General features: G+C 69.8%; 21 protein-coding genes. 12 read left to right on the top strand and 9 right to left on the bottom strand.

Annotated features, from left to right (window positions below; genetic code table 11):
* Nucleotides 1-8 precede the first annotated feature (8 nt).
* The 3 genes from ACW5DW_RS01250 to ACW5DW_RS01240 are packed head-to-tail and all read right to left on the bottom strand — an operon-like array spanning nucleotide 9 to nucleotide 3,514.
* A complete protein-coding gene (locus ACW5DW_RS01250) occupies nucleotides 9-233 on the bottom strand; it encodes an RNA-binding S4 domain-containing protein (protein ID WP_457016808.1) in 225 nt (74 codons plus the stop codon).
* Between the two features lie 15 nt (nucleotides 234-248).
* Nucleotides 249-2,774: an ABC transporter permease gene (locus ACW5DW_RS01245; RefSeq protein WP_457016806.1), complete on the bottom strand. Its 2,526-nt coding sequence runs from the start codon at nucleotides 2,772-2,774 to the stop codon at nucleotides 249-251.
* Nucleotides 2,775-2,782: 8 nt separating this feature from the next.
* Nucleotides 2,783-3,514, bottom strand: coding sequence for an ABC transporter ATP-binding protein (locus tag ACW5DW_RS01240; protein WP_457016804.1), 732 nt, complete (start codon nucleotides 3,512-3,514; stop codon nucleotides 2,783-2,785).
* Nucleotides 3,515-3,757: 243 nt separating this feature from the next.
* Here ACW5DW_RS01240 and ACW5DW_RS01235 point away from each other — a divergent pair, with 243 nt between their 5' ends.
* Nucleotides 3,758-4,390 (top strand): arylesterase, encoded by a 633-nt coding sequence (locus ACW5DW_RS01235; protein WP_457016803.1) that lies wholly within the window; start codon nucleotides 3,758-3,760, stop codon nucleotides 4,388-4,390.
* Nucleotides 4,391-4,483: 93 nt separating this feature from the next.
* Here ACW5DW_RS01235 and ACW5DW_RS01230 read toward each other — a convergent pair whose 3' ends face one another.
* The 4 genes from ACW5DW_RS01230 to ACW5DW_RS01215 all read right to left on the bottom strand — a co-directional run bounded on the left by ACW5DW_RS01230 (nucleotide 4,484) and on the right by ACW5DW_RS01215 (nucleotide 9,410).
* A complete protein-coding gene (locus tag ACW5DW_RS01230) occupies nucleotides 4,484-6,700 on the bottom strand; it encodes a hypothetical protein (protein ID WP_457016801.1) in 2,217 nt (738 codons plus the stop codon).
* 24 nt (nucleotides 6,701-6,724) lie between these two features.
* Nucleotides 6,725-7,639, bottom strand: a complete 915-nt coding sequence (locus ACW5DW_RS01225; RefSeq protein WP_457016799.1) for an ankyrin repeat domain-containing protein — start codon at nucleotides 7,637-7,639, stop codon at nucleotides 6,725-6,727.
* Between the two features lie 93 nt (nucleotides 7,640-7,732).
* On the bottom strand, nucleotides 7,733-8,437 hold the full coding sequence (locus ACW5DW_RS01220; RefSeq protein ID WP_457016797.1) for a M23 family metallopeptidase: 705 nt from the start codon (nucleotides 8,435-8,437) through the stop codon (nucleotides 7,733-7,735).
* Nucleotides 8,438-8,447: 10 nt separating this feature from the next.
* Nucleotides 8,448-9,410 carry a L,D-transpeptidase family protein gene (locus ACW5DW_RS01215; RefSeq protein WP_457016795.1) on the bottom strand — a complete coding sequence of 321 codons (963 nt, stop codon included), beginning with the start codon at nucleotides 9,408-9,410 and terminating at the stop codon, nucleotides 8,448-8,450.
* Between the two features lie 147 nt (nucleotides 9,411-9,557).
* On the opposite strand from ACW5DW_RS01215, the gene ACW5DW_RS01210 reads away from it, so the two are divergent.
* From ACW5DW_RS01210 to ACW5DW_RS01185, 6 genes are all read left to right on the top strand, one after another.
* The gene (locus ACW5DW_RS01210; RefSeq protein ID WP_457016793.1) at nucleotides 9,558-10,124 is read left to right on the top strand and encodes a DUF3016 domain-containing protein; all 567 of its coding nucleotides are present in this window, start codon (nucleotides 9,558-9,560) and stop codon (nucleotides 10,122-10,124) included.
* 100 nt (nucleotides 10,125-10,224) lie between these two features.
* A complete protein-coding gene (locus ACW5DW_RS01205) occupies nucleotides 10,225-10,509 on the top strand; it encodes a DUF4031 domain-containing protein (protein WP_457016791.1) in 285 nt (94 codons plus the stop codon).
* 47 nt (nucleotides 10,510-10,556) lie between these two features.
* Nucleotides 10,557-10,805 carry a DUF3297 family protein gene (locus ACW5DW_RS01200; protein ID WP_457016789.1) on the top strand — a complete coding sequence of 83 codons (249 nt, stop codon included), beginning with the start codon at nucleotides 10,557-10,559 and terminating at the stop codon, nucleotides 10,803-10,805.
* Nucleotides 10,806-10,951: 146 nt separating this feature from the next.
* The gene (gene msrB, locus ACW5DW_RS01195; RefSeq protein ID WP_457016787.1) at nucleotides 10,952-11,419 is read left to right on the top strand and encodes a peptide-methionine (R)-S-oxide reductase MsrB; all 468 of its coding nucleotides are present in this window, start codon (nucleotides 10,952-10,954) and stop codon (nucleotides 11,417-11,419) included.
* A 23-nt stretch (nucleotides 11,420-11,442) separates the two neighbouring features.
* The gene (locus ACW5DW_RS01190; RefSeq protein WP_457016785.1) at nucleotides 11,443-11,838 is read left to right on the top strand and encodes a YciI family protein; all 396 of its coding nucleotides are present in this window, start codon (nucleotides 11,443-11,445) and stop codon (nucleotides 11,836-11,838) included.
* Nucleotides 11,839-11,885: 47 nt separating this feature from the next.
* Entirely contained in the window at nucleotides 11,886-13,088 is a 1,203-nt protein-coding gene (locus ACW5DW_RS01185) for a serine hydrolase domain-containing protein (RefSeq protein ID WP_457016784.1), read from the top strand.
* A 309-nt stretch (nucleotides 13,089-13,397) separates the two neighbouring features.
* Here ACW5DW_RS01185 and ACW5DW_RS01180 read toward each other — a convergent pair whose 3' ends face one another.
* Nucleotides 13,398-15,536, bottom strand: a complete 2,139-nt coding sequence (locus ACW5DW_RS01180; RefSeq protein WP_457016782.1) for a M48 family metalloprotease — start codon at nucleotides 15,534-15,536, stop codon at nucleotides 13,398-13,400.
* Nucleotides 15,537-15,876: 340 nt separating this feature from the next.
* Here ACW5DW_RS01180 and ACW5DW_RS01175 point away from each other — a divergent pair, with 340 nt between their 5' ends.
* Together ACW5DW_RS01175 and ACW5DW_RS01170 are read left to right on the top strand one after the other, a co-directional pair.
* Complete coding sequence (locus tag ACW5DW_RS01175) at nucleotides 15,877-16,314, top strand: VOC family protein (RefSeq protein ID WP_457016780.1); 438 nt, start codon at nucleotides 15,877-15,879, stop codon at nucleotides 16,312-16,314.
* Nucleotides 16,315-16,743: 429 nt separating this feature from the next.
* Entirely contained in the window at nucleotides 16,744-18,918 is a 2,175-nt protein-coding gene (locus ACW5DW_RS01170) for an HzsA-related protein (protein WP_457016778.1), read from the top strand.
* 48 nt (nucleotides 18,919-18,966) lie between these two features.
* On the opposite strand, the gene ACW5DW_RS01165 is transcribed toward ACW5DW_RS01170, so the two are convergent.
* Nucleotides 18,967-19,359, bottom strand: a complete 393-nt coding sequence (locus ACW5DW_RS01165; protein ID WP_457016777.1) for a hypothetical protein — start codon at nucleotides 19,357-19,359, stop codon at nucleotides 18,967-18,969.
* 272 nt (nucleotides 19,360-19,631) lie between these two features.
* Here ACW5DW_RS01165 and ACW5DW_RS01160 point away from each other — a divergent pair, with 272 nt between their 5' ends.
* The 3 genes from ACW5DW_RS01160 (at nucleotide 19,632) to ACW5DW_RS01150 (ending at nucleotide 21,584) form a co-directional block, all read left to right on the top strand.
* The gene (locus tag ACW5DW_RS01160; RefSeq protein WP_457016775.1) at nucleotides 19,632-20,393 is read left to right on the top strand and encodes a hypothetical protein; all 762 of its coding nucleotides are present in this window, start codon (nucleotides 19,632-19,634) and stop codon (nucleotides 20,391-20,393) included.
* A 175-nt stretch (nucleotides 20,394-20,568) separates the two neighbouring features.
* Nucleotides 20,569-20,784, top strand: coding sequence for a hypothetical protein (locus ACW5DW_RS01155; RefSeq protein WP_457016773.1), 216 nt, complete (start codon nucleotides 20,569-20,571; stop codon nucleotides 20,782-20,784).
* A 14-nt stretch (nucleotides 20,785-20,798) separates the two neighbouring features.
* Nucleotides 20,799-21,584 (top strand): hypothetical protein, encoded by a 786-nt coding sequence (locus ACW5DW_RS01150; RefSeq protein WP_457016772.1) that lies wholly within the window; start codon nucleotides 20,799-20,801, stop codon nucleotides 21,582-21,584.
* The last annotated feature ends 43 nt before the right edge of the window (nucleotides 21,585-21,627 follow it).

Here is a 21,627-nt window from a genome sequence, read left to right as displayed (position 1 = left end):
CCCGACCGTCACGAGCCGGCGTCCCTCACCACGATCCGCAGGCCGTCGGTCTCCACCACCTGCCCCGCGCGGATCTTGCAGGTCTTGCGCAGTTCCACCGCACCATCGACACGCACCGCGCCGCTGGCGACCATCGCCTTGCCCGCGCCGCCGCTGTCGACCACGCCGCACAGCTTGAGCAACTGATTGAGCTCGACGAATTCGCCTTCGAGTTCGAATGTCTCTTCATCCATCGATCGTTCCCCGGCCTAGCCCTGCAGTTCCCGCAGTGTCGCCGACGGCGGCGCATCGAGCACCCGCCGCGTGGCGAACAGCCCCGCCAGCAGGGTGACCAGCACGCCCAGCGCGCCGCCCACCACCGCCAGCATCCAGTTCATGCGCCACGGCAGGTCGAACACCTGCACCGCGATCACGCCCGACAGTATCGATGCCGCGATCGCCGCCACCAGCCCCGACAGCAGCCCGATCGCCGCGAACTCCGAGACCTGCGCCATGCGCAGCTGGCCGCGGCGGCCGCCCAGCGCGCGCATCACGCCGCCTTCGAGCAGGCGCTCGTCCTGGCTGGCGCTCACCGCCGCCAGCAGCACCAGCACGCCGGCCAGCAGCGAGAACCAGAACACCACCTGCACCACCGTCGAGACCTGGTCGGCGGTCGAGCGCACCTGCGCCAGCACCGCATCGACGTCGATCACCGACAGGTTGGGGAATGCCTGCACCAGTTCGGCGGTGAAGCGTGCCTGTTCGGGCGGCACCTGCAGCGCGGTGATGTGGCTGGCCGGATAACCGTCGAGCGCACCGGGCGAGGCGAGCACGAAGAAGTTGGGCTGGAAGCTCTCCCACTCCACGCTGCGCAGGCTGGTGACCGGCGCTTCGAAGCGCTGGCCGGCGATGTCGAAGGCGATGCGGTCGCCGATCTTCCAGCCCAGCCCGTTGGCGAAGTTCTCCTCCACCGACAGCTCGGGCGTTGCCGGCGTGGCCTTCCAGAACGTGCCGGCGGTGACCTTGTTGTCGTCGCGCAGGGCATCGGCCATCGACAGGTTGAACTCGCGCTCGGCGCGCCGCTGCGACTGCCGGTCTTCTTCGGCATCGCCGGTCCGATCGGCGTAGTCGGCGCCGCTCACGGCGCTGCCGTTGTGCTGCACAAGGCGTGCGCGCACCATCGGGAACAGCACCGGTTCGGCCACGCCGCGCGCGGCGACAAACTCGCGCACCGGCCCGATCTGGTCGGACTGCACGTTGATGACGAAGCGGTTGGGCGCATCCTGCGCCAGCGCCAGCTGCCAGCGGTCGAGCAGGTCGGTGCGCACGAAGGTAAGCAGCAGCAGCGCCATCAAGCCCAGCCCCAGCGCGCTGACCTGCGCGATCGAGGTGCCGGCACGGCGGCTGACGTTGGCCAGCCCGTAGCGCAGCGCGCCGCGCAGCCGCCCGCGCAGGCGTCGTACCGCGAGGATCAATGCCCAGGCCATCAGCGCCAGCACCGCCAGCGTCGCCGCGATGCCGACCAGCATCGCGGTGGCCAGCGTGGCCGATCCGGCCTGCCACCACAGCAATGCGGCCAGCCCGCCCAGCCCGGCCAGCGCGACGATCCATGCCGAAGGTTCGGCGCCGTCGAGATCGCGACGCAGCACCCGCAGCGCCGGCACGCGCCGCAGCGCCAGCACCGGCGGCGCACCGAAGGCCAGCAGCACCACCAGGCCCACGCCGTAGCCGTGCAGCGCCGGCCACACGCTGGCTGGCGGGATATCGACCTTGAGCGTCTGCCCCAGCCAGCCCGCCACCGACCACTGCAGCGCGAACGAAATCACCACTCCGACGGTGCAGGCGATCAGCCCGAGCAGCAGCAGCTCGCCGACATGAATCCCGACCAGGGTGCGCTGCTGCGCGCCCAGGCAACGCATCACAGCCACGCCCGACAGATGCCGCTCGCTGTGCCGGCGCGCGGCCATCGCGACCGCAACGGCCGCCAGCACCACCGAAACCAGCGCGGCGAGGCCCAGGAAGCGGCCGGCACGATCGAGCGCCGAGCGCACTTCCGGACGCGCATCGGTGATCGTCTCGATGCGCTGGCCGCGGGCCAGGTTGGTGTTTGCCGTGGCGGTGAAGCGCTCCACCGCGGCGGCGTCGCCGGCCACCACCAGCCGGTAGCGGATGCGGCTGCCTTCCTGCACCAGTCCGGTCGAGGCGAGGTCGGCGAGGTTGAGGAAGGCCTTGGGCGCGACGTTGAAGTAGTCGATCGAGGCGTCGGGCTCCTGCATCACCAGCGCGGCCAAACGCAACTCGCGCGTGCCGATGCCGACGCTGTCGCCGATGCGTGCGCCCAGCGTGTCCGCGCCGGCGCGACTGAGCCACAGCGTGCCGGAATCTGGCACCGCGGCGGCATCGCGCTCCGTGCCATCGGCATCGGCGATGCGGAAGCTGCCGCGCAGCGGGAAGCCTTCGCCCAGCGCACGCAGGTCGCCCAGCCGCAGCTGCGCGTCGGCGCCGCTGCCGACGCGGATCATGCTGTCGAGTTCGACCGTCTGCGTGCGCTGCAGGCCGGGCGCATTGGCGGCCTCGTCGATCGCGCCGGTGATCGGCGCATCGCCGCGCACCAGCGCGTCGCCGCCGAGCAGGCGGTTGGCCTCCATCGCCAGCGCGCGCCCGGCGCGGTCGGTGACGAAACCCACCGATGTGACCGCCACCACCGCCAGCACCAGCGCGGCGAACAGGATGCGGATGTCGCCGGCCTTGATGTCGCGGCGCAGCTGGCGCCAGGCGAGCGTGAGGGTCCTCATGCGCCCGCTCAGCCGCGTTCGTCGGCGACGAGCCGACCGCTGTCGAGCCGCAGCGTGCGGTGGCAGCGCGCGGCCAGGTGGTCGTCGTGCGTCACCAGCACCAAGGTGGTGCCGGCGTCGCCATTCATCGCGAACAGCAGCTCGATGATCGCCTGCCCGGTATGCGTGTCGAGGTTGCCGGTGGGCTCGTCGGCGAACAGCAGCGAGGGCTTCGTCACGAACGCGCGCGCCAGTGCCACGCGCTGCTGCTCGCCGCCCGACAGCTGCCTGGGGTAGTGGTCCAGGCGCTCGCCCAGCCCGACCTTGCCCAGCATCGCGCGCGCCGGCGCCTCGGCATCGGCATCGCCGCGCAGCTCCAGCGGCAGCATCACGTTCTCCAGCGCGGTCAGCGAGGGCAGCAGCTGGAAGTTCTGGAACACGAAGCCGACCTTCTCGCCGCGTACCCGCGCGCGCCCATCCTCGTCCAGCGCGGAGATCGCCTCGCCGTCCAGCGAGACGCTGCCGGCCGAAGGCGTGTCCAGCCCGGCCAGCAGCGACAGCAGGGTGCTCTTGCCCGAACCCGAGGCGCCGACGATGGCCACCACTTCGCCGCGCGCGATTTCAAAGGCGACCTCGTCGAGGATGGTCAGCGGGCCGGAAGGCAGCGCCACGCGCTTGCCCAGGTCCTGCACGCGCAGGGCGGGCGCGAGCGCGTGGGCGGCGAGGTCGGCGGCGGCGTGGGGCGCTGGAGCGTCGGCCATGTTCATTCCGGTTTGGTTATCGTGGACCGCAGGCGCGATGCGCACGACGGCCAGGGAGTTTCGATGCAACAGTTCGCGGTACCGGCCAGGCCATCCTTCCCGCGAGCGCGGGGGTTGCCCTTCGACAGCCCGCAGCGCGGGTCGGCCGGCATTCCTGCCAGGTTCCGGGCGATGACGCGGGCGTCCCGGCACGACTCGATGCCGGCTCGCACCAGCACTCCTTATGCGGTCGGACGTCGTTCGATGCAATGGGCCATCGGTTTACTGCTGCTGCTCGCGCTGCTGCCGGCGTTCGCGCAGCCGAAGGCGCCGGACAGCGCACAACAGCCGCGCACGGTGCTGGTGATGGGCGATTCGCTCTCGGCCGGCTACGGCATGGCCGCGCACGAAGGCTGGGTGTCACTGCTGGGCGAGCGGCTGGCGCGCGAGCGGCCCGGCTGGCGCGTGGTGAACGCCAGCATCAGCGGTGAGACCACGGCCGGCGGCTCGTCGCGCATCGTCGGCGAAGTGCTGCGCCACCAGCCGGACGTGGTCGTCATCGCGCTGGGCGCAAACGACGGCCTGCGCGGCCTGCCGCTGCGCGAGGCACGGCGCAACCTGGCGCGCATGATCGGCGCCTCGCAGCACGTCGGGGCCAGGGTACTGCTGGTCGGCATGCGCATGCCGCCGAACCTCGGCGCGGACTACACGCGCGGCTTCGAGCGCAACTACCGCGAACTGGCCGACCTGTTCGATACCGCCCTGCTGCCATTCCTGCTCGACCCGATCGCGCTCGACCGCAGCGCCTACCAGGACGACAACCTGCATCCCACCGTCGAAGCGCAGCACAAGCTGCTTGAACACGTGTGGCCGGCACTGGAACCATTGCTGCGCTGAGGACCAAGTGCGCCACCTTGCCTGACACCACTCCCGCCGCCCCCCCTGTAGGAGCGGCTTCAGCCGCGATCGAGAAACCAACCCACCGGTGGCTTACCGCGCAAGCGCCGCGTCCACCACCGGGCTCCCTTCCGCCACCTGCCCCGCAACCGGCGCAAGCCCCCAGGGCTGCTCCTCCAGCTGCGTCCGCCCCGCCTCCAGCCAGTCCTGCGCCTGCTTCGTATCCAGCAGCGCCGCGGATGCCGCGGAGATACGCGCCCCATCGCCCGACTGCACTGCGTCCATGAACCGGTCCAGCGCGCGCCCCGACTCGCCCATGTACAGCAAGGGCCGATCGGCCTGTGCGGGCGCGAGCTGCCGGTCGTCGGCGGAGCGCTCGCGTTCCTGCGCACGCAGCAGGGCCCGAGCGGCCTCCTCCTGGCGCGCGATCTCGCCGTCCAGGCTCGGGATCACCGCGCTGGCCATGCCGTGGCGCTGCAGCGATTCGTGCATCGCCGGCCCTGCCTGCCTGGCGAGTTCCACCGTGCCCTGCACGCTGTACGCGGTCCACGGCGTGCCCGGTTGATACGACACTGCCGCGCCAACCAGCAGCCCCGTCGTTCCGCCCACCGTGGCGCCTGCAAGCGGTGCACGCGACGTGACGCCCGCTACGCGGTCGCCCACTCCGTCGAGCGTCGCGTCCACTCCCGTGGCGGCCGCGCCCACTCGCTCGCGTGCGCGCTCACCGACGCGCGCGATGTCGTCATGCAGGGCCGCGCCGATGGACCCTGCCCCGAGCCGGATCGCGCCAGCGGAGCCGCGTCCCTGCTGCAGCGCCTGCGCCGCCTCCGCGCGGGACTGCGCCAGCAGTTCGCGGCCCTGTGCTTCCTGCTGCTCGGCCCGGGTTTCCAGATCACGCTGCAACTGGGGCGACACTAGGCCGGCCACGGCGCCCAGCACGCGCGAACCCGATGCCGTCGCGCCGGCGTACTGCTCCTGCAGCCAGCCGTGCGCGCGATGCGCACCGGCTTCGGTGGCCGCGGCAGTCTCGCGCCAGCGTGCGGCCACTTCGCCCATCGCACGCGTGCCGTGCTCCACCGTCACGCCGGCCAGCCGGTAGCCCTGCGCGGCAAAGGTTCCGGCATGGCCCAGCGCCGACGCCGTGCCGTCTCCGGCCAGGTCCAGGCCGGTGTTGGCGATGCGGCCACCAAACGCTGCCACCTGGCCAGCGGTGCTTCCGGCGTCGGCGCCGCGCGCCGCGCTCGCCACCACGTTCAGCAGCGGACCCGCGAGGCGATGCAGTTCGCCCACCGATGCCGCGTAGTCGCGCGGGACGGGACCGGCCTCACCGGCCTGCATCGCGACCAGCGGCGGCTTGCGCACGCCGGCCGCCTGCGGCAGGTCGCGCAGCAGTGCGGCGCCGTCGCCTTTCTCGAGCCGGTCGAGGAAGCTCTGGATCGCCGGATGCGAGGATTCCGGGATCCCGGCCATCAGCTGCGTGTTCAGCATCTGCCTCGCTTCGGGCACCTTGCGCATCACCGCAGCCGTGTCAGAGAGCAGCCCCGCCAACCGGTGGCGCTCCAGCACGCCGAGGTTGGCGAGGTCTCCCTGGATGCCATCGTTGAGCAGGTCGCCTTTGACTTGCCATGCGGTGACGGTCTGGTTGGTGTCGTACGCCGGCATGCCTCCGTTCTGGCGTGCGAAGCGGGCAACAGTCTCCTGATGGAGGCCAGCCGGGTTGTAGGTCGCCGCACGCATGCCGGTGACTGCGGAGGCAGCCGACGCCAGGCCTCCGCCCAGACTGTGGCCAACGATTCCAAAATCGAGGCCGGCGCGCTTGAGCTCCAAGGCCAGGTCCATCGCCCGGTCGTAGTAATCGGTTTGGAGTCCCAGGGATTGCGGGAAATTGTTTCCCAGAAAGTCCTCGGTCCCGGTGTCCCTCAGATCGCCACTGGCGTCCACGACCGACCCGGTCGACCCTTTGAATACCAAGGTCGCCTTGCAATCAGGCCGGAGGACTGCGGGATCGGGAAGATAGAGTTCCGCCCGGAATCCTGACTCTGCCGGTTTGAGCAAGCCGCGCAACCTGTTCTCGGAAATACCAAGTGCCGGCAGGGCAGCGCGCAGCAGCTCCGGGTTCTCGCTCGCCCGCATCCAGCCATGTGGTGCTTTCCCACGCTCACGGGCCGCGTCGTACACATCAGCCGCCAAGGCGGCGTACTGGCGTGCCTGGTACAGCTCCTGGAGACGGTCTGCACGCTCCTGCAGGGCGGAATCACCGCTGTCGCGGAGCCTTTCAAGGAGCTCGGACTGCTGATATCGAGTTGTCATGACGGTCCCTGTCATTCGATAGGATCACAGAAGCGGGATCTCCGATTCTTCGTGCTGAAATCCCAGCCGCTCACGCATGAGGCGGTAGTGTTCCGGCATCGACGGACGCGAGTAGCCCGATGCCAACAGCCACTGCTGGCATTTGCGCTGCCAGCTCGGGTCTTCAGGGTCTCCCGGATGCCAGAAGATTGCCTCGATCGTGTGCGAATCGGGCTCCACCACCGGCTTGTCATACGCATAGTCGAGGCTGGGGTCTGCGCCGTGCTCCAGCAGCCAATGCACCATCATGAAGCCGCCGCGGGATGCGTAGCTGCTGGTGATCGTACTCACAGAGGCCTGCGCATTCACATCCGCCCCCCGCTCCACCAGCAGCTGCACGTTGCGCCACTGGTTCTGGTGGATGTAGGCGTGGAACAGCAGCGCCTCGTCGTTGGTGTTGCGGGTGTTGGGATCGCCGCCGTGATCGAGCAGGATCTCGAGGTAAACGGGGTCATTGTGCTGGGCGGCCCAGACCATGGCGTTCGGGTAGTAGCGTTCGCCGCGATCGCTGGGGAAGGGCCTTTTCACGTTCGGATCCGCGCCGGCTTCGAGCATCGCGCGCAAACCTTCCGGACTGCCGGTGATGATCGGCCAGGCCAGCAGCGGGATGCGCCCCTTGGGGCTGCTGAAAATGGTGTCGGGATCAACCCTGTCGTCGCGCATCAGCCGACTGATCCGGGCCGCATCCCCGTGCTCGGCGGCGATTGCCAGCGCCTGCGCCTTCGGATCGGGAAAGGCTTCTTCCAGTGCGGCCTGCTGTTGCGACTGGCGCGCGGCGGCCAACAGGTCGGGATTGCAGGCCGACAGCAGCAGACAGGCCAATACCAGCCAGTAAAGCGGCAGGTGGATGCCGGGGCGCGGCAGACCTGCGGTCGGCCGGATCGGGGCGCGGATTTCCATCCCTGGGACTCCTTCCATGGCGTCGTATACCGTCGGGTGACGGCCGCAGGTTAGCCCAATCGACCGCGGCGGGCCACGCGGCGTGGGCCGGCTTCAGTCCGCGGACTTTCCGGTCAGCAATGGATAGGGATTGAGCGGTGTGCCAGTCCACCACTGCCGCTCGGGCGTAAGCGCGAACACGGCGAAGTGCAGGTGCGGGGCGGCCGGGTCGGCGTTGCCGGTGCTGCCGACGTAGCCGATCACCTGGCCGCGCTTCAGCAGCGCGCCCTCCGCCAGGCCGGGGGCGTAGGACTGCAGGTGGGCGTAGTAGTAGCACCAGCGGCCGGAGGGTTCGAACTGGTAGATGGTCAGACCACCGCGATCGCTGTCGAACAGCTTTTCGACGTGGCCGTCCGCCACCGCCAGCACCGGCGTGCCGGCCGGGGCCATGATGTCCAGCGCCTCGTGGCTGCGCTCGCTGCCGCGGGCGTCGCCGAAGGTGTCGTACAGATCGTCCGCCTGCATGCCCTGCACGGGCACGAGCAGGCCGGCCGGGTCGGTTGCAGGGGCAATTGGAACGGGTAGCGCTGCGGGTTCACTGGTTCCGGCAAGCGGAGGCGGCAGCGCGGCATGGTGTGCCGCGGGTGGCGCGTCTGCCGGCTCCGCTGTCGGGGCCGGATCCGCCGTCGGGGCCGGATCCGCCGTCGTCGCCACCGGCGTCGCGCTGCGCTGCCACGACGCTCCGCCATCGCCGCCAAGCAGCCACCAGCCGACATTCGCCAGCAGCAACAGCAGCACACCGACCGTCAGCCAGCGCACGGATTGCGCCTCACTCTTCCAGCAGCACGCGCGTGCCGGCCTTGACCGCGCCCGCGAGCGTGCGCGCGGCCCAGTTGGTCAGGCGGATGCAGCCGTGCGACTGGGTCTTGCCCACCTGGGCCGGCTCGGGCGTGCCGTGGATGCCGTAGTGCGGTTTGGACAAGTCGATCCAGACGCTGCCAACGGGGTTGTTCGGCCCCGCAGCCAGGGTCGCCTTGGCGTGCGAGGGGTCGGCATCCCAGAACAGCTCGGGGTTGTAGTGGAAGGTCGGATCTTCGGCGACGGACTTGACGGTCCATTCGCCGATCGGCAGCGGATCGTGTTCGCTGCCGGTGGAGGCGGGGAACTGCGCATAGACCTTGCCGGCATCGTCCTGCAGGCGCAGCACCGAGTCGGACTTGTCGACCACCACGGTTGCGGCCGGCGCCAGCGGCGCCAGGTCGGCGAGGTTGGGCACGACCAGCCCGGTCCCGGCCTTCAGCGGCTTGCCGGGATTGAGCTGCGCGATCAGCTGCGGGGCAGCGTGGAACTTCTCGCCCAGCGCCTCCTCCACCGAGGTGTAGCCCAGTGCGTCAAGATCGGCCTTCTCCATGGTGTCGTCGGGAATCTTCGGGAACGGACCGGCCACGTCCTCGGCCGTAAGCGTGTAGGTGACCAGCGCGGGTGCCGCATCCGCGGCCAGCGCCTGCCAGGTCGCCTCGTCCAGTTCGCCGCTGGGTTCGAGATCCTTGGCGCGCTGGAAGGCCGCGATCGCGCGGCTGGTGTTGGTGCCGGCGCCACCGTCGATCTCGCCGGGAGAAAAGCGCGCGCGCTCCAGCAGCACCTGCGCGCGCAGCAGCGCGGCCTGGCCGGCGCCGGTGGCGGCGTTGACCGCCTCGGGGGTATGGCCGGCAGCGGCATCGTCGGCGGCATGGGCGCAGGTGGCGGCCAGGCACAGCGCCAGGGCGACGAAGGGTGAAAGCAGTGGGCTCATGCGGAGAGGTCCAGGCAGCAGGAAGTCGGGCCGCATCATTGCGTGGCCGCCTGACTGCGTGACGTGAACGCATGCGCGGCCGCCCGGGGTCGCGCACGGTTAAGCCCGGCGAGCGCAGACTCGTAGCGTTCAAACCGGAGCCTAGCCATGAGTCGTTTCGCACGCCTGCTCTTGCTGGTCGTCGTCCTGCTGGCGACCGCCACCGTCACCGCCAAATCCCGCAACGTCACCGACCCCGAGGCCCCGCGCAGCCTGCCGGCCGAAGGCCCGGTACAGGTGCAATGGACCGACCCGTCCAACTTCACCGACCTCAAGTTCAGCGGCAACCGCTGGCGCGCCGCCCAAGGCAGCTGGGTCGAACAGCTGGCCGAACACATGCGCGACTCCGCCGAAAAGCGCCTGCCCGAAGGCGAGCGGCTGGAGGTGACGATCACCGACCTCAATCGCGCCGGCCGCTATGAGCCCTGGCGCGGCATGAACATGCAGGACGTGCGCTTCGTGCGCGACCACTATCCGCCGTCGATGGCGCTGCAATTCAAGCACTACGGAGCCGACGGGCAGCTGATCGCCGAGGGCAGCCGCGAGATGCGCGATACCGGCTTCCTGATGGGCGGCGGCAACGCGGCCAGTCACGACAACCTGTACTACGAGAAGCGCATGATCGACGGCTGGGTGCGCGACGAACTGCGCAGGTCCGAGGTCGCGATCCACTGAGCGGGCCACACGCCGCGCGTGGGGCATCGACACTGCACCGGTGGCGACACGCCGTATGGCGCGAAGATGCGCTGTCGACACGCCCAGGAGCCGCCGCCGGATGACCGTCTACGTCGACGACGCGGTGACCCTGTGGCGCGGCAGGCGCTGGGCGCACCTGATGGCCGACACGCTCGACGAGCTGCACGCCTTCGCCGCACGCCTGGGCATGCCGCGCCACGCTTTCCAAAACAGGACCAGCGGCGCCCACTACGACGTCACCGCTGAACTGCGCGAGCTGGCAATCGCGCTGGGGGCGCAACCGATCTCGCGGCACCACGACCGCGCCCTGGTACGGGCGGTGATCGCACGCGCCAGGGCGCAAGGCCGGGGCGAGGCGCCGTGACCGGTCCGCTACAATCGCTGGCCACACCCGATCAGCCGCACCTCGCCATGTCCGAAACGCCTCCCGACCGCCTCTGCAACGATCCGCGCAGCCCGCACTACGACGAAGCCTCGCTTGGCCGCGGCATCGGCATCCGCTTCAAGGGCGTGGAGCGGCGCGACGTGGAGGAGTACTGCATCAGCGAAGGCTGGATCCGCGTCGCCGCCGGCAAGGCCCTGGACCGCCGCGGCCAGCCGCTGACGATCAAGCTCAAGGGCGAAGTCGAAGCCTGGTACCAGTTGCCGCAAGCCGAATAACCCACGCCGTCCCACCCTGCATGCCCGCATCGCTCGCGCATGTCGTTTCGCGCACTGTGGGCGTGAGCGCAGGCTGACGATCGCGCGCGCGGCCGCGACGGCAAGCTGGCAAACTCCAGAACCCCAGACTCGCAAGGAGTCCGCCCGTGTCCGGATTCGACCTGACCCCGCCCGACCCCGCGCAGCGCGCCACGCTGGAAGCCGGCCTGGACGAGTCCGAACGCCGCGTGCTGCTGTCGCATGGCACCGAGGCGCCGTTCTGCGGCGTGTTCCTGGACAACAAGCGCGAAGGGGTCTACGCCTGCCGCCTGTGCGGGCTGCCGCTGTTCCGCTCCGGCGCCAAGTTCGATTCGGGCACGGGCTGGCCGAGCTTCTTCGCGCCCTATGCACCGGCGCACATCCGCTACGTGCGCGACGCCAGCCACGGCATGGTCCGCGTCGAAGAGGTCTGCGCGCGCTGCGGCAGCCATCTTGGCCACGTGTTCCCCGACGGCCCGCCGCCCACGCACGAGCGCCACTGCATCAATTCGGCGTCGCTGGGCTTCGTGGACGAAAGCACGCCGCTGCCCGACCCGCTGGGCCGCGGCGACAACGAGGCGCCCCCCGCCGCCTGACCATCCACGCACCGGAGGATCCGATGCAGTACCTGCTGCTGGTCTACGTCGATGAAACTTTGCTCGAGGCGCTGCCCGAGGGCGAGTTCGACCGGCGCATGCGCCACTGCCTGGAGCGCGCCGACGCGCTGCAGGACGAAGGCACGCTGCTTGGTTTCCAGCAGCTCGAACCCGCACGCACCGCGAAGTCGGTGCGTCGTCGCGGCGGCAAGGTGAGTGTGGTCGACGGCCCCTTCGCCGAAACCAAGGAGCTGCTGGCCGGCTTCAACCTGGTCGAGGCCAACAGCCTGGAGGACGCGATCCGCATGGCCGAGGAACTGCCCTGGGCGCAGACCGGCTGCATCGAGGTGCGCCCGGTGCGCGATGTCGACGCGGTCAGGCAGCGGGTCGGGGCCGCATCGCGCCCGGCCGCCGCCTGAGCGGCAACGCGGGCGAGCCGCATCGTTTCGACGGGAGGACCGATCAAATGCGCCTGGCACCATGGCTGCTGCTCCTGAATCTCTGCGCGGGCCTTGCCTGCGCCGCCGGACCGGTCGCCAGCGTGCGCGTGGCGTTCGACCGCGAGGGCGTCACCCAATCCCGTGCCGAGGGTCTTGCCGACATTGCGGCGAACCGCGCCATCACCGCGGATGATCCGGTGCGCGTGGCCTCGATCTCCAAGCTGGTGGTGGCCGTCGGCGTGCTGCGACTGGTCGAACAAGGACGCCTGGACCTCGATGCCGATGTGTCCGACGCGCTTGGCTGGAGCCTGCGCCATCCGCAATGGCCCGATGTGCCGGTCACCCTGCGCATGCTGCTCTCGCACCGGGCCGGACTCACCGATGCCGCCGGCTACTGGCAGGTGCCGCTTGGCGGCGAGCTGCGCACATTGCTCGACGATCCGCGCGCCTGGGATGCCGAACACGCACCGGGCAGTTTCTTCCGCTATGCCAACCTCGGCTTTCCGCTGGTCGCGATGGTCATGGAACGCGCGACGGGCGAACGCTTCGACCTGCTGATGCAGCGGCTGGTGCTGCAGCCGCTCGGCATCGCAAGCTGCTACAACTGGGCGGCCTGTGACGAAGCAACGGCTGCGCGTGCGGTGGTGCTGTACGACGAGGCTCGAACGCCGCTGCGCGACGACCATCGCGGCAGCACACCCGGGTGCGCGGTGATCACCGCGGAAGGCGCCAGCTGCGACCTGTCGCAGTGGCGCGCGGGCGCCAACGGCGCGCTGTTCTCGCCGCAGGGCGGGCTGCGCATCTCCGCGCGCGAGCTGGCGAAGATCGGCCGGTTGCTGCTTGGCGAAGGCGAGGTCGATGGGGTGCGACTGCTGTCGCCCGGTTCGGTGCGCAGCCTGCTCTCGCCGCTGTGGCAGTACGCGCCCGGCAACGGCATCGGCCATGAGGAGGACACCGGCGACGGGCAGGGACTGGCGTTCTTCTGCCGCTATGGCATGGCCACGCAGACGCTGGCCACGCCGCAGCCGGGATGCGGCGACGACCCCTTCGGCGATGGCGTTGAACGCGTCGGCCACAGCGGCTCCGCCTATGGTCTGCGCTCGGGACTGTGGATCGATCGCGAGGCTGGCACCGGCGTGGTCTATTTCGCCACGGGCATCGCGGATGGCCGCGACGGCACGCGTTCGGCCTTCAGCGCGGTGGAGGAGCGGCTGGCGCGCGGGGAGTGACGGTTTGCGAAGGTCGCAGGGGCCGGCCTTCCGCGACGGAGATCTCTCACTGCGTTCGAGATGACAGGATCCGGAGGGCCCGCGCCACACGATGATCGCGGGCTTCATCCGACACCTGCAGATTGTCATCCCGAACGCAGTGAGGGATCTGGAATCCGAAGACGGGATCTCTCACTGCGTTCGAGATGACAGGATTCGGGGGCCCCGCCATACCGGCCGGTCCCGGGCTCATCCGGTACCTGCGGACTGTCACCCCGAACGCGGAATGCAACGCGCAGGGACTCACTGCGCACTGCGATTCCCGTCCGCTCACCGTGCCTGGAACAACCTGATCGGCCGGATCCCGTGTTCACGCTCGGCGGCGTCGGCCAGCAGCGCGAGCTCCGCGAGCTCACGCTGGTACAGCTCGAGGAAGGCGTCCTCCACCGGACCGGTGACGTGGATGAAGGCGAACGGATCGCCGCCGGCCGACGACATGCGGCCACAACGGCTGCGCAGATGCCGTCCCAGCGCGGCGCCATCGGCCAGCGCGATGCCATCGAGCTTTGCCATCAGCGTGTCGAACTCCTGCCGGTACTGCTCGGCCATCGCATAGACGCGCACGCGCAGATCGTCGGCGTCCCGTCCCATGCCGCCCTGCAGGCGCAGGCAGACGCGACCCCCCGACAGCAGGCGCTCGAGCTTCGGCCATGCCTCGTGCAGCGCCTGCAGCAGCGCCAGCCTGGCCTGCGCCTGCGTTTGCGCTGCCCCGGTCAGCGCGGCGACGGCCAACTGGTAGCGTCGCGCAAACAGCGCGAGGATGCGCGTGGCCAGCTTGCGGTCGGCCGAGCCACCGTTGCGGCACTGACCCAGCTGCTCGCGCAGCGCGCCCGGATCGGGATCGGACCCATCCGGCATCGTGAAATCGACGCCCAGGTCGACCAGCCGCACCCACAGCTCGAGCTCGTCCGCGCGCGAACGGACACGGTCCAGGCGCGGCCACAGGTCGGCCGCGTCCGGCCCCAGCCTGCGCAGTTCGTCCACGCAGCCCTGCCAGTCGAAGCCGGCCGCCGGCAGCAGCGCGCCCTCGCCCGGGTCCAGCAGCGGCACCGTGCCGAGCATGCCGTTGGCGAAGCGCTTCCAGCCCTGCGCCAGTGCATCGGGCAGCTGGCCCATGCCGAGCAGCTGCGCAGGCTCGACCAGGCTGCGCGCGCCGAACTCCAGCCCCATCTCGCGGTAGTAGTGCTCGGTCACCTGTCGGCTGAGCGCCGGGAAATCGGCGAACAGCGCGGACGCGGGGCGCTCGTCGACGAACATGCCCGCCACCGGCTGCGCCATCGCATTGGCGATGCGCGCCTGATCGGCCGGGTGCGAATCCCAGAAGCGGGTCTCGTCGTCGTTGTCGAGCATGCATTCGATCGCCTGCCAGTCCTCCGCGCGCCACTGCCCCAACCGCAGCGCGGCGGCGGCCGGCAGGTCTGCCACCAGGCTGCCTTCGCGCCAGGCCTTGCGGTTGATCGCCTCCACCTCGTGCATCGCTTGCGACAGCGCGCGCAGGCGCAGCGCGGTGGTGGCGAAGGTGTCGCTGCCGGCCACCGCGACCTCGTAGCGGTCGGCGTCGAACTCCATCTCCTGCGACAGCCAGCGACTCATCCGGAAGCTGACCTGGAACAGGCCGCGCAGGAACACGCGCGTCAGCCCGAGGCAGAACTGGGTAACGGCGCACATGAGCTGGAACAGGTTGCCACCATCGCCCTCGTCGTCCGCGTCGCCGTCGAGCCAGCGCTGCAGGCGCTCGTCCCACTCGTCGCGATGGTAGGCGCGCGATTCGAGCCAGCGGTTGACGTGGTTGATCACGTGCGCGGCGCGCATGCCGCCACGCTGCGCGAAGTGGCCGAACTCGTGGGCAAGCACGCCCACCAGCTGGCGCGCGGTCATGCCGGCGACCAGCGGCAGGCCAATGGTCAACGTCCTCGCCCCGCCCACCAGCCCGCCGGGGCCGGGGCTGAACTGCACCCAGGCATTGACGCTGTGGCTGAGATGGATTTCGCGCGGCGGCGCCACGCCAACCGCGCGGCACAGCGCCAGCACGGCGTCGCGGAATGCCGATTCCTGCGCCGGCAGCCTGAGCGGATCCGGCTCGCTCGCACGCGGCGCGAACAGCGGCTTGAGCAGGAACAGGATCAGCACCCCCAGCACGAAGCCGGGCACCGACCAGGCCAGCATCGCCCAGCCGCTGATCTCGCGCGGCGCCCACTCGGCGTAGTAGACATAGCCCAGCCACGCCAGCGCCGCGACGAAGCCGAAGTACACCAACGGCAGCAGGCACGACAGCAGCGCCACCAGCCACAGCAGCAGCGTGTACAGCGGGCGGCGCGCCGGTCGCGGCACCGATCCGGGCGCCAGCGCGTGCATCAATCCCGTGGGCGACTGCGTGGTGGCGGTCGCCGGCATGACCATCGTGTCCATGAGATCCCCGCGTGCGCCGGGAGGCCGGGCACGTTGCGCTTGATTGCTCCTGCTCCGCGGCGTGCGGCATTCCGTCGGAGGCGCGACGCTCCACAGCCCCCTGCGGCGTCGCGCCGGCCGAGGATACACAATCCCGGTTGCACCATTCCTGCCATCCGGGTGCCGCTTCGAAGATGCCGGTTGCGCGACTGTCCGCGCCGCCGCCCGGCTGGATCCTGCACCGCACGGCGGTCATGGACCGCACGTCCGGCGACGCGACGATGCCATGTCGATCCGCGGCGGCGTCGTTCGTCGCTGTAGCGTGCAGCTTCGCACGCATGTCCCGCTCAAGGAGACCCACATGGTCCAGGCCGTCAATCCGTATCTCAACTTCCCCGGCAACACGCTCGAGGCCTTCGAGTTCTATCGCTCCGTGTTTGGTGGCGAGTTCGCGATGGTGCTGCGCTACAGCGACTTCCCCGACAACATGGGGCTGCCCGCCGACGCCGCCGGCGGCATCGCCCATATCGCGTTGCCGATCGGACCGGCCATGCTGATGGGCACCGATGCAGGCTGCGGTGGCAGCAGCACCCTGCGCATCGGCAACAACAGCTACATCACGCTGGCGCCGGACGATGCGGCGGAGGCCAGGCGGCTGTTCGACGGTCTTTCTGCCGGGGGCCAGGTCACCATGCCGCTGCAAGCGACGGAGTGGGCCGAGCTGTACGGCATTGTCAGCGACCGCTTCGAGGTTCAGTGGATGATCAGCTACGAGGGCGCGACGCGGTTCCGGGGATGAGCGCGGGGGGTGGGCTGGCTCGCCACGGTGGCGGTGCTGCGGCTTTGATCGCCCGCTGCACCGTCAGGGCTGAACCCGCGAGCAACGGTGAGACCGCCACGGCCCGACATTCGCGCAATGCAAGCCCGAATCTGTGAGAAACGTCACCAAAGCAGAGCAAAAAACCGCCGTATTTCAGCTGTTCAGCCTGCAGTTAGGCGGCAAAACCCAAGAATCCTTGCCCAAGGGGATCCAAAACGTAAACGCAGCGCCCGTTCGGCCAAGGTCGGCGGGGACACTTGTCCCCGCGCCAGGGCCACTGGTCGACGCTGCCCGCCTTTCCTGATCTCCGGCAGACCTTACATGAGCAAGCGGTTCCCCTCCTCCCACCGGAACGGAATCCGGATCGGCCTCGCGCTGGCGGCATCCACGTTGCTCGCAGGCTGCGGCGTGCAGGTTCCCCAAGACGACTCCGACCCGCTGGCCAAGACAGCCAGCAGCGCCACCACGCAGGTGGCAGCGCCCGTGGCCCGCAGCACCGCCTCGGCTGTCGCCAAAGCCGCAACCGTGCAGAACCCGATCCTGTTCGTCACCCAGGTGCCGATCAGCGGCAACGGCAGCAGCGACCCCTTCGCCAGCCGCATGTCGACCTTCGCCAACCACCTGCCCGACATCAACGCGGTGCCGCGTGGCGGCGACCTGATGATCCGCTATCCCGACGGCACCTTGCGCAACCTCACCCGCGAAGGCGGCTACGGCATGGATGGGCTGCAGGGCGCGAACGCCATCGCCGTGCGCGAACCGACCGTGCACTGGAGCGGCACCAGGGCGGTCTTCAGCATGGTCGTGGGCGCTCCGCCGCGCCAGCACGTGAACACCAATGCCAGGTGGCAGCTCTATGAAGTCACCGGCCTGGCCCGCGGCCAGACCGCGCGCGTCACGAAGATCGCCAACCAGCCCGCCTACAACAACGTCTCGCCGCTGTATGCCAGCGATGACCGCATCCTGTTCACCTCCGATCGCCCGCGCGGCGGCGAGGCGCACCTGTATCCGCAGCTGGACGAGTACGAGAGCACGCCGACGATCACCGGCATCTACAGCCTGGAGCCCGCATCGGGCGCGCTGCGCATCCTCAACCACTCGCCCAGCGGTGTCTTCAGCCCCACCATCGACAGCTATGGCCGCGTGATCTTCACCCGCTGGGACCACCTGCAGCGCGACCAGCAGGGCCTGGATGTCTTCGGCGCGGTCAACTTCGCGAGCGAAGCGGCCAACGCCGCCAAGCTGTCCAACCGCAGCGAAAGCTTCCCCGAAACGCTCGAGGGCATGGCCACCGCCAACTACGGGCGCGTCAACGCCTTTACCTACAACCTGTTCACGCCCTGGCAGATCAACCAGGACGGCACCGACGAGCTCACGCTCAACCACATCGGCCGGCACGAGCTTTCGTTCAACTACATCCTGCGTTCGTTCGCCGCAGACAACGCCTTGATCGACACCGTGGGCACCACGCTGCGGGCCAACCGCACCGAGATCGACATCGACTCGGGGCTGTTCCACCTGCGCGAGGACCCGCGTGCGCCGGGCACGCTGTTCGGCATCCACGCCAACGAGTTCGCCGAAGGCAGCTCGGGCCGGATCATGCGCGTGTCCGGCGCGCCGAATCTGGCCGCCAACCAGATGACCATCACCGTGGCATCGGCCAGCGGCGGCCGCTACCGCAATCCGCTGCCGACCAGCAACGGTGCCGTCGTCGCCAGCCACACGCCGAGCTCGACGTTCTCGTCGGGGATCGAGTTGCGCCTGCGCACGCTGGACTCCAACGCCAGCGGGCTGCTGACGCCCGGCACCGCGCTCACCGGTGGCATCAGCAAGGCGGTGTCGTGGTGGACGCCCGGCTCGCAGGCGTCCTACAGCGGCCCGCTGTGGGAGGTTGATCCGGCCGAAGTGGTGGCACGCACGCCGCCGCCTGCGCCCACGTTGGCGCTGACCGCGCCCGAGCGCGCGGTGCTGGCCGAGGAGCAGGTGGACGAAACCAGCCTGCGCCTGTGGCTGCGCGCGCAGGGCCTGGCGCTCATCGTCGTGCGCAACCAGACCAGCCGCGACCAGGCTGACCGGCAGCAGCCCTACAACCTGCAGGTGCCGGGCGGCGCGAAGACGGTCAATGGCAATGGCCGCCTGTACGACATCTCGCATTTCCAGGTGTTCCAGGGCAACCAGGTGCGCGCCTACGACAGCTTCAAGCAGGGACGCCGGGTGCTGGCCCAGCCAGCTGCGCTGCGCGGCAATCCCGCGAATGCCTCGGGGCCTGCCGGCAGCGTCACGATCGCGCGCGACGGATCGTCGGCGGCATTCGTGCCGGCCAGCCGCGCGCTGACCTGGCAGACCACCGACGCCGCAGGCGAAGCGATCGTGCGCGAGCGTGTCTGGGTGACCCTGCAGCCAGGCGAGATCCGCACCTGCAGCGGCTGCCACGGCGAGAACGCCAGGAACCAGGCCGGCAGCGCGCCTTCCCAGGCCAAGCCCGAGGCGCTGCGCGAGCTGATGCGGCATTGGAAACAGACCCAGTCGGGCAACATCCCCGCCCGACGCAACGGCTCCGCGCCGCTCACGCGCGGCGGCTGAGGAACCAGGGCAACCACCCGAGGCGCCGCCAATGCATCGGCGGCGCGCTCAGCCCGGGTCGTTCACCGCGCCTGCGGAGTGGCCGTAGCGCAGCCATAGACCAGCAGCGTGCACGTCGGCGAAGACCTGCGCTTCCAGGCCCGAACCGATCGCCGAGAGCATGCAGTGCTCCACCGTCCCCAGCCCGTGCGGCTTGACGTGGGCCACCCGCAGCCGGCCGAGGCGTGGTCCGAACTCCAGCACCAGCGCGCGCCAGTCGTCCGCCTCCAGCGACGGACCTTCGAGTTCATCGACCAGCAGCAGCAAGCCCGCCGGCTGCGCCTGCAGCGCATCGGTGATCGCCCGCCAGTAGCCGAAGGTGTTCTCGCGCGTATTGGGCCCGGCGACGTGCGCCTGCAGTTCGCCGGCCTCACGGCGCAACGTGATGTGGAAGTCGGTCATGATCCTGCCCTCCGGCAGCAGGCGCGTCGCGCACATCCGCGAGCGTGGCGCGTATCGATGGCGCAAGGCCCGTATCCGCCATCGGCATATGTGCCAGACCACACTGCAATCGTCGCAGCCATGCCGTCCTCCTGACTGTCCGCACGGGTTCCCATCCTAGATCACCCACCCATCACGGCCTCGTTAAGCCCGCCGCGACGCCGCCTCCACGGGCCGACTACGCGCCGCCACGCATGATCCCGGGACACCACCCCCACCCCCGGAGCCGCGCAATGAACAAGCATGACCAGAACCCCGATCCAATCACCGGAGCACCCGGCTCCCACCCCGTCGGCGTGGCCACGGGCGGCACCGCCGGTGCCATCGCCGGCGCAGCGATCGGCAGCTTCTTCGGTCCCCTCGGCACCCTGATCGGCGGTGGCATCGGCGCCGTCGGCGGCGCCTCGGGCGGCAAGGCGATCGCCGAACGCGTCGATCCCACAGCCGAGGTCGAATACTGGCGCCAGGATGCGACCGGGCGCGAGTACTACCGCGCCGACGCGGACTTCGACCGCGACTACGCCCCGGCCTATCGCCTCGGCACCGAGCAGCGCAACGAGAGCGGCCAGCGCAACTGGAACGATGCGGAAACCGAGCTGAAGTCGCGCTGGGACCAGACCCGCGGCCAATCGACGCTGGACTGGGAGCAGGCGCAGCCGGCCGTCCGCGATGCGTGGGACCGCACCGACCGCACCTTTGGCGCCTACGAGGCCACCGACCAGCACTTCGGCGAGAACTACAACAAGGCGTCGTACTACAGCCAGGACTTCGACTACCAGGACTACCGCCCCGCCTACCGCTATGGCACGCAGGCGCGCAGCCTGTCGGCCGCGTCGAACTGGGATCCGGACACCGAATCGCGGCTCGAGCAGGGCTGGGAGCGTGCCAAGGGCGAGTCGCGCCTGTCGTGGCAGGACGCCAAGGAAGCGGTGAAGGATGCCTGGCACCGCGTCGAGCATCGCCTGCCGGGCGATGCGGACCGCGACGGCCGCTGAGCCTGTCCTACACGCGGCAAGAGGAGGCCCCCATTCGGGGGCCTTTTCATTGGTGCTGCGTGGACTCGCAAAGAATTCAGCAAAAGCAGCTGGTGCACCGTGCTGCAGTCACACCCGGATCACCGCCGCTCGGACAACCTGTCGCCCCCTCCCACCGCACGCAACAGAGGTCGCCATGTCCCTCACCAAACTCATCGCCATCGGCACCATCGGCTTCATCGCCTACCGCGCCTGGCAGCGTCATCAGCAAACCTCCGCCGTCTACCCGCAGCGTGACGAGGGCTCGCGCACCGCCCCGCATGGCGACCCGATCCTGGTCGGCGAACAGATCGACATTTCCGAACCGGTGCGCCCCGCCGCGCACGCAAGCCGCAGCTTCGGCGAAGAGTGAGAACGGAGCCCGCCATGCGGCTGCTTGTCCTGCTTACCGCGCTCGCCATGCCCATCGTGGCGTGGCTGTCCAACACCGGTGCGTTCGGGCCGGACCAGGGCGAGATTTCCGGCCGCTATCCAACCCTGCTGGTCGCGGCGGGCTACGCATTCTCGATCTGGGGCCTGATCTTCCTGTTCGACCTCGCCTACGCCGGCTGGCAGATGACCAGGGAGCGCAAGGGCGACGTCACGGTGAAACGGATCGCGCCCTGGGCAGCGGCCGGATTCTTCCTCACCACGATCTGGATGCCGTTGTTCTCGCAGGAGCTGTTCTGGCTGTGCCTGGCGGTGATCTTCGGCGCGCTCGCGTGCCTGGCGTACTGCGCCGTGCAGCTGTCGCGTGACCCTGCGCCGACCAATGGGCAGTGGGCCTGGGCATGGCTGCCGCTGTCGCTGCACGCCGGCTGGCTGACGCTCGCGGCGTTCCTCAACCTGGCGCAGGTGATCGTTGCCTACGAGCTGCTGCCTGTCGACCGCCAGCTGCCGTGGTCGCTCGGGCTGTATGCGGTAGCCGCAGTCGTGCTGCTGGCGCTGAACCACCGCATGCGCGGCAACCTGGTCTATGCGGCCGCCGCGCTGTGGGCGCTGGTCGCGGTGTACCTGCGCCAGTCCGGGCATGAACTTGCCGGTGCGGATACCTCGGCGTGGATCGCCGTGCTGGTGGCCATCGTGCTGGTGGCGCAGACGACGATGCTGCGGCTTCGCAACCCGGGCGGCTGGGTACCTGCGGAGGGTCGTGGCTCCATCCTGCGACGCTGAACTGGTAGCGGCCGGGCCAACGCTCCAGGGAAGTTCGAGCGGG

It is taken from the genome of Luteimonas sp. A482, from assembly GCF_054072655.1.
The sequence above is the reverse complement of the archived record's forward strand: the minus strand, read 5'-3'. Positions and strand labels throughout refer to the sequence as shown.

Bases quoted from the DNA above. Each gene is read 5' to 3' on its own strand.
- ACW5DW_RS01180 (WP_457016782.1), bottom strand. From the start codon at position 15,536: ATGGACACGATGGTCATGCCGGCGACCGCCACCACGCAGTCGCCCACG.
- ACW5DW_RS01160 (WP_457016775.1), top strand. From the start codon at position 19,632: ATGAACAAGCATGACCAGAACCCCGATCCAATCACCGGAGCACCCGGC.
- ACW5DW_RS01175 (WP_457016780.1), top strand. From the start codon at position 15,877: ATGGTCCAGGCCGTCAATCCGTATCTCAACTTCCCCGGCAACACGCTC.
- ACW5DW_RS01205 (WP_457016791.1), top strand. From the start codon at position 10,225: ATGACCGTCTACGTCGACGACGCGGTGACCCTGTGGCGCGGCAGGCGC.
- ACW5DW_RS01150 (WP_457016772.1), top strand. From the start codon at position 20,799: ATGCGGCTGCTTGTCCTGCTTACCGCGCTCGCCATGCCCATCGTGGCG.
- ACW5DW_RS01210 (WP_457016793.1), top strand. From the start codon at position 9,558: ATGAGTCGTTTCGCACGCCTGCTCTTGCTGGTCGTCGTCCTGCTGGCG.
- ACW5DW_RS01185 (WP_457016784.1), top strand. From the start codon at position 11,886: ATGCGCCTGGCACCATGGCTGCTGCTCCTGAATCTCTGCGCGGGCCTT.
- ACW5DW_RS01240 (WP_457016804.1), bottom strand. From the start codon at position 3,514: ATGGCCGACGCTCCAGCGCCCCACGCCGCCGCCGACCTCGCCGCCCAC.
- ACW5DW_RS01225 (WP_457016799.1), bottom strand. From the start codon at position 7,639: ATGGAAATCCGCGCCCCGATCCGGCCGACCGCAGGTCTGCCGCGCCCC.
- ACW5DW_RS01190 (WP_457016785.1), top strand. From the start codon at position 11,443: ATGCAGTACCTGCTGCTGGTCTACGTCGATGAAACTTTGCTCGAGGCG.
- ACW5DW_RS01235 (WP_457016803.1), top strand. From the start codon at position 3,758: ATGCAATGGGCCATCGGTTTACTGCTGCTGCTCGCGCTGCTGCCGGCG.
- ACW5DW_RS01250 (WP_457016808.1), bottom strand. From the start codon at position 233: ATGGATGAAGAGACATTCGAACTCGAAGGCGAATTCGTCGAGCTCAAT.
- ACW5DW_RS01155 (WP_457016773.1), top strand. From the start codon at position 20,569: ATGTCCCTCACCAAACTCATCGCCATCGGCACCATCGGCTTCATCGCC.
- ACW5DW_RS01165 (WP_457016777.1), bottom strand. From the start codon at position 19,359: ATGACCGACTTCCACATCACGTTGCGCCGTGAGGCCGGCGAACTGCAG.
- ACW5DW_RS01215 (WP_457016795.1), bottom strand. From the start codon at position 9,410: ATGAGCCCACTGCTTTCACCCTTCGTCGCCCTGGCGCTGTGCCTGGCC.
- ACW5DW_RS01245 (WP_457016806.1), bottom strand. From the start codon at position 2,774: ATGAGGACCCTCACGCTCGCCTGGCGCCAGCTGCGCCGCGACATCAAG.
- ACW5DW_RS01230 (WP_457016801.1), bottom strand. From the start codon at position 6,700: ATGACAACTCGATATCAGCAGTCCGAGCTCCTTGAAAGGCTCCGCGAC.
- ACW5DW_RS01200 (WP_457016789.1), top strand. From the start codon at position 10,557: ATGTCCGAAACGCCTCCCGACCGCCTCTGCAACGATCCGCGCAGCCCG.